The organism is Lachnoclostridium sp. Marseille-P6806, from assembly GCF_964238185.1.
GTDB lineage: Bacteria > Bacillota > Clostridia > Lachnospirales > Lachnospiraceae > Brotaphodocola.
Genome location: NZ_CAXSLG010000017.1, coordinates 1 through 5237 on the forward strand (window position 1 = coordinate 1; position 5237 = coordinate 5237).

4 protein-coding genes and 3 pseudogenes are annotated in these 5237 nt (G+C 41.5%); 2 read left to right on the forward strand and 5 right to left on the reverse strand.

Annotated features, from left to right (window positions below; translation table 11 throughout):
* Positions 1-73 precede the first annotated feature (73 nt).
* Positions 74-586, forward strand: a pseudogene (locus ACESON_RS15055) (transcriptional regulator); the annotation flags it as partial.
* A 95-nt stretch (positions 587-681) separates the two neighbouring features.
* Here the strand turns inward: ACESON_RS15055 and ACESON_RS15060 are convergent.
* The 5 genes and pseudogenes from ACESON_RS15060 to ACESON_RS15080 form a co-directional block, all read right to left on the reverse strand.
* Positions 682-1332: a hypothetical protein gene (locus ACESON_RS15060; RefSeq protein ID WP_373110737.1), complete on the reverse strand. Its 651-nt coding sequence runs from the start codon at positions 1330-1332 to the stop codon at positions 682-684.
* Between the two features lie 47 nt (positions 1333-1379).
* On the reverse strand, positions 1380-1997 hold the full coding sequence (locus ACESON_RS15065; protein ID WP_005930833.1) for a Type 1 glutamine amidotransferase-like domain-containing protein: 618 nt from the start codon (positions 1995-1997) through the stop codon (positions 1380-1382).
* Positions 1998-2048: 51 nt separating this feature from the next.
* Positions 2049-2432, reverse strand: coding sequence for a TnpV protein (locus tag ACESON_RS15070; RefSeq protein WP_025579824.1), 384 nt, complete (start codon positions 2430-2432; stop codon positions 2049-2051).
* Between the two features lie 356 nt (positions 2433-2788).
* Entirely contained in the window at positions 2789-3481 is a 693-nt protein-coding gene (locus ACESON_RS15075) for a site-specific integrase (RefSeq protein ID WP_373110741.1), read from the reverse strand.
* Positions 3482-3650: 169 nt separating this feature from the next.
* Positions 3651-4277: pseudogene (locus ACESON_RS15080) on the reverse strand (transposase); the annotation flags it as partial.
* A 112-nt stretch (positions 4278-4389) separates the two neighbouring features.
* Here ACESON_RS15080 and ACESON_RS15085 point away from each other — a divergent pair.
* Positions 4390-5106: pseudogene (locus ACESON_RS15085) on the forward strand (IS3 family transposase); the annotation flags it as partial.
* Between the last annotated feature and the right edge of the window lie 131 nt (positions 5107-5237).

Below are 5237 nucleotides of genomic sequence, written 5' to 3' on the forward strand. Positions count from 1 at the left end.
AATCGGCTCTGCCCAGAATAACTAATGACATATCTTATATCAGTTTTTTGAATTTACACAAAACTTGAAACGGTCTCACCGTCTGCTCTGTGAGCTTGCCACACATAAAGATTTTATCAAGTTTCTTGCAGATATTGAGATTTATGTGGACGGGATTGCCACCATGCAGATTCAAAACCTCAATGCACTTGTCGACACTGTCCGGCATGAAATCATTGAACGGTATCGCCCCGGCGAAGATGACCCCCATTTGAAAGTGCTACAAGCCGCCCATATCAGCGATGATGAATATTTCAGCCACATGGTGCTGGATGATCTCAACCTCATTATCCGGGATATTCGGGAAGCCCACAAAAAGGATAGTGAAAGTGCCCCACAGACCACCGTTGCCGATGAACTGAAAGAAAATCTGGAAGCGGTCGAAAATTTCAAGGGTAGTCGGGATGAAAAGCTGGTCATCCTTTATTGCAAGCAACTCGGTATCAACTATAAAAATCTGTCGGAAGAAGAATTCCGCTGGCTCATTCGGATTCTCAAAAAATCAAAGAAAATGGGAACGCCTATCAGCCAGAGGAAAAAACGGTAACAAAAAACCGCTGTTGCATGGTTGTGTTAGCTTCCATGTAGCAGCGGTTTATGCTGTGGTTATTCAGTTGAAATTTCAGAAAGACAGGCTGGAATTTATGAACTTAATGCCGTTACCAATGATAAATATCTTTCTGTCTTTTTCTTAATATCATCTTCACTAACACCATAATAGATATACAAATCTTTTGAAATTTTCTCAAACTGTTTCATTACTTTCTTGTTTCCAGAATAAGATATACCGAATATATTCCAAATATAATCTATCTCCATCTCAAGAGAATCATCACCGATTCTTATTTCATATAGATGAAAGTTCATAGGAATTACATTATCTGGCATTTCGGCAATCATTTCGCTTCGAGTCTTTATTTTACAAAAATATTCTCTGACAGATTCTTCATTAGAAGCATCCGGCTTTGGAATATCCTTCATTTCACCTAAAACTTCTGGTTTATGCTGTAAAATCAAACTCTCCTTTAGGTTTTTTTGTTGTTCAATATATTTTCTCTCAGTTGAATTAGTTTCAATTAGATTGTAGGTATTCATTGCATATTGTACCAATTCATCAAGAGTATGTGAATCTGCAACCACTTTCTTCTCTACTATCTTACGTCTATATCTGTAGATAATATTTCGTATCCTTACTTTTAGAGGCTTTTTCCGTGTTCTGCCAGCTATAAAAATACTTGTTGGGCCATCTGCACCACCTATTATTGAAACTTCACTTTTGCTTTTTTCTTTCATAAGTGTTCATCCTCGCAAATTGGAATTTGACTAATCCTACATGTGCATCATATTACACTCATGTAATTATCCTCTACATAAACAGCTTTTCCATCAGCAAGCTTAATCTCATCTTTGCCGTTCGGTAATACTGTTGTTTCAGAACCATTCCAATGGGGGATAATAGGATTGTCAATAATATGTAATCCATCTGTTAAATTTCCCGCCGCATACATACTTCCTGCACTGATTCCGACATATATAAGTCCGTTTTTAATTGCATTATTAAGTATTCTATCAAAACCAGTTCTAGACATTTCACGACAAAGCACAGATACATCACCACCACTGACAAAAACAGCATCAAATTGGTTTAATTCTTCAAAAGTTAATAGCCTTGTAAGCATAAACGGGGTTGTAACATACGAAGAATAGGTTCTTTGATAGTCTTTTGAAAGAATTAATTCCAGATTGTACACTAATATATTTTCGTACTGAATTCCCATTAGAAAGAGTTCATGAAAACATATTGCAAGCGACTCTCTTGCACCATCTGTTTCAATGCCAGCTGTTGGAATATAAAGCACTTTCACATCCTTCGGACACTTTCCAATAATATCAAAGAATTTCTCTTTCATCTTATCGGTCAACCCTGCAGATGTAAGAAATAGATGTTTTCCATTCATATTCTTTTACCTCGTCAAACTCCGATTTATCATAATCATTCTACCATACCGTTATGAATAAATCATCTCATGCAAAACAATTTCTTCTGCCCGATTGTGAATGTTATTGCAACGCTGCACCCATTCCATCTGACAGATACTCTTTAATTCTTCTGTGACCCCCTCAGCAGCTTTCATCTGCTCTATGATTGTATCTAATCGCTTCTGTGCCTGTTCGTTCAGATCTGCAAGATATGTCCATAATTCCCCTGTCAGGGTCAATGTATTCAATCTGGCTGGGTGGACTTCTCTTAAATATTCCCGGTGCATCCGTCCGTACTTTCCGATAGGGCGGTGTTCCTCCGGCAATTTCAAATCTGGTAAATAATAATCTCCATTCAGAGTGTAATGCAGTCCGTTTTTCTCTTCATAAATGTGTTTCTTTAATCCGCTCATATTTTTAATCTCCTCATTCTGGTTTGTTGTTTCTGCAAGTCTGACTCTCCAGAAATATTGGTAAATCATTGGTAAAATCGAGAATTGAACACAAGAAATGCTATTTATAGAAGTATTTAAGACGATTTAAGACTTTTTCTCACGAACAGTAAATCCTGCCGTGGCAAATAAAAAGCACTTTTATCATAATCTCTATATTCCTCCATAAGCCTCGAAAACGCTGATATTACAGGGTTTTTCTGGCTTTCGGCTTTTCTTCAATTTTTCATAAGTCTCTATAAATCTATGTAACTACACCACCAAGTGGTGTAGTAAATGGTGTAGTAACCTTAAGCTGCTGCCACCATACTTGCTGTTTATCCAACAGCAAAACCCCTGTCTTTTTTCACTTCAGGGGAATGGCGGAACTTTGAAATCTCCGCCATCTGCTCCGCAGCGTGTGCGTAGCTTGCGTGGGTGTAAACATTCAGTGTCACACCCGCATCCGAGTGACCTATCAGGTACTGAAGGTTTTTAATGTCCATGCCGTCGTTTGCATAGTTCGTGCAGAAGGTGTGTCGGAACACATGAGGGGTGATGTGCGGCAGAGGGCTGTCCGGATGAAGCTTCTTGTACTTCTTCATTGCCCAGCGCATCTCGTTTTCGATGTGTAAGGCTACTTTCGGATTTCCGTTCTTGTCCAGCATGATGAAGCCGCTGTAACCGTCTACCATAGGCTCTGCCTTGACCGTAGGGCGGCGCTCCAGCATCTTTTTCAAAGAGTCATACACCGTTTCATTCATCGGCAGAAAGCGGCGGCCGCTGCTTGTCTTGGTTTCCTCAACATAGTATTTTCCGCCACGCTCACGACGAATCAGCTGGTGATCCACACGAATTCTACGATTTTTGAAATCCAGATCTTTTCGGGTAAGACCGCAGAACTCGCTGACTCTCATGCCGGTTTCCAAAAGTACCACGAACTCATCGTAGTATTTGCAGTAGGTGTTGTCTTTCTCAATGAAATTCATCCAGATTCCCAAGTGTTCCTCGGTGAGTGCAGCTCTCGGCACCGTATCATTGACCACCACATCCGTCAACTTGAAGATGAACGGATTCTTTCTGACGGCATCCTCATCGCACGCCATCTGAAATGCGGGTTTGATAACACCTCGCACACTGCTGATAGTACTAAAACCTCTGCCATCTTTTTGCAGTTTCGCAAACCACTGTTTCGCAAAAGAAGGAACGCCAGCTTTCCTTGTCTTCTTTCATACCTTCAGCTGCACCAATAATCTCACGGCAGCCATCGTTGCTGACTCCAATAGCAACAAGGATAGAAACGTTTTGAATTTCGCCACCCCAACTGCGTTTCAGATAGACACCATCAACATAGACATACGGATAGCTGCCAACCAGTGGGCGTGTACGCCAGGTTTCAATATGCTCATATGCCTTTTTATTGAGATTACTGATGGTTCCTGGGGATACTTTTGTTCCCCACAAAGCTTCCGTGATATCTTCGACACGCCGTACGGAAACGCCTGCCAGATACATTTCAATCAAAGCTTCTTCAATAGAAGATTCCCTGCGGCGGTAGCGTTCGATAATGGCAGTTTCAAATGAAACTCCTTTCAGCTTTGGAACTTTTAATTCTACGTCACCGGCAGTAGTCTGGAAATTTCGCTTGTAATGGCCGGATCGATATCCCTGACGGTCAGTAGAACGCTCATATTTCTGGGCATTTACGAGTTCGTCAGCCTCTTTATCAAGCAGAGCATTCAGAGTTTCTTCGACGCTGCTGCGGACAAGATCCTTTAAATCGTGCTTTATTAAATCTTCATTGAGTTGTATAATGTTATCAGACATGGTTCTATACCTCCTATGGTGAATTTTGTGTGGTAACTTTATTCTACCAAACGGCTATAGACCATGTCTATTTTTATAAAATTGAATTTGCGAAATTAATTATACGTTATCCGGACGGCTCCGAATGTATCAGGCGCTGTGCCTGAAGCAGCCCGAAGGAGTATCAATTCCCAACGAGAGAACCATATACCGGGTTATGGAGCAGATTGGCCTGAGCCATCGGCCAAAGCGAAAACCGAACGGAATTACAAAGGCAGACCGGGAGGCTATGAAATCGGATGATTTGCTGAAGCGGGATTTTCATTCAGATGCCCCACTGAAAAAATGTATTACAGATATCACGGAGATCCCGGCCTCCAATGGGAAATTGTATGTATCTGCGATCTTCGACTGCTTTGATCTTAGTGTCCTTGGTCTGGCAATGGAAACAACCATGAAAGCAGATCTGTGTATCCATACACTGGAAAGCGCCCTGACTGCTTATCCTGCACTGGAAGGCACGATCATCCATAGTGACCGTGGAACCCAGTATACCAGTGAGGCCTACCGCCAGACCATCCGGAAGTACCACATCCATCAAAGCATGAACAGTGCCGGAGGACGCTGCCATGATAATGCCCGCTGCGAGAGCATGTGGGCCAGAATGAAGACGGAACTTCTCTACAGCCGTTATGACACAAAGCAGATGACAGTAGAGGAATTAAAAATACTCATTTGGAGATATTTCCACAGTTACTGGAATAACCGGAGGATCTGCTCTGCCAATGGCGGGCTTCCTCCTATGATAAAACGCAGGAAGTATTATGAAGATTTGGAGCTGGCAGCATAGTCAGTGATATCCTTGGGCGAAATGTGTCAACTAATATTGACAATATCACGAAGAGAGACCGTTTCAAGTTTTGTGTAAATTCAAAAAACTGATATAAGATATGTCATTAGTTATTCTGGGCAGAGCCGATT

Bases quoted from the DNA above. Each gene is read 5' to 3' on its own strand.
- ACESON_RS15060 (WP_373110737.1), bottom strand. From the start codon at position 1,332: ATGAAAGAAAAAAGCAAAAGTGAAGTTTCAATAATAGGTGGTGCAGAT.
- ACESON_RS15070 (WP_025579824.1), bottom strand. From the start codon at position 2,432: ATGAGCGGATTAAAGAAACACATTTATGAAGAGAAAAACGGACTGCAT.
- ACESON_RS15065 (WP_005930833.1), bottom strand. From the start codon at position 1,997: ATGAATGGAAAACATCTATTTCTTACATCTGCAGGGTTGACCGATAAG.